The following is a 238-nucleotide window of genomic DNA, read 5'->3' on the forward strand; positions in this document are numbered from 1 at the left end:
ATTACGCACTTGATAGGGCTTGCGATTAATGAATTTATCATCAGCTTCTAAGTATTGCGCAATTTTTTTATAACCATAACCTTGAAGGTAATAATTGAACACAGCTTTTACTGTTGGTGCTTTTACTGTGTCTATTGTGAAAGTACCATTATGATAGTGATACCCAAAGGGTGCATGTGTTGTAATTAGTTTACCTTGTCTCGCTTTTTCTTTGATTCCATTTTTGACTTGTTCGCCT

The 238-nt window shown here is 34.9% G+C and carries 1 protein-coding gene; it reads right to left on the minus strand.

What is annotated here, in order from left to right; all coding sequences use genetic code 11:
• A partial coding sequence (locus KA909_RS13605; protein WP_245339403.1) for a recombinase family protein occupies window positions 1-238 on the minus strand: 238 nt, incomplete at both ends.

It is taken from the genome of Staphylococcus sp. GDX8P54P (genome assembly GCF_017893165.1).
Taxonomy (GTDB): domain Bacteria; phylum Bacillota; class Bacilli; order Staphylococcales; family Staphylococcaceae; genus Staphylococcus; species Staphylococcus borealis.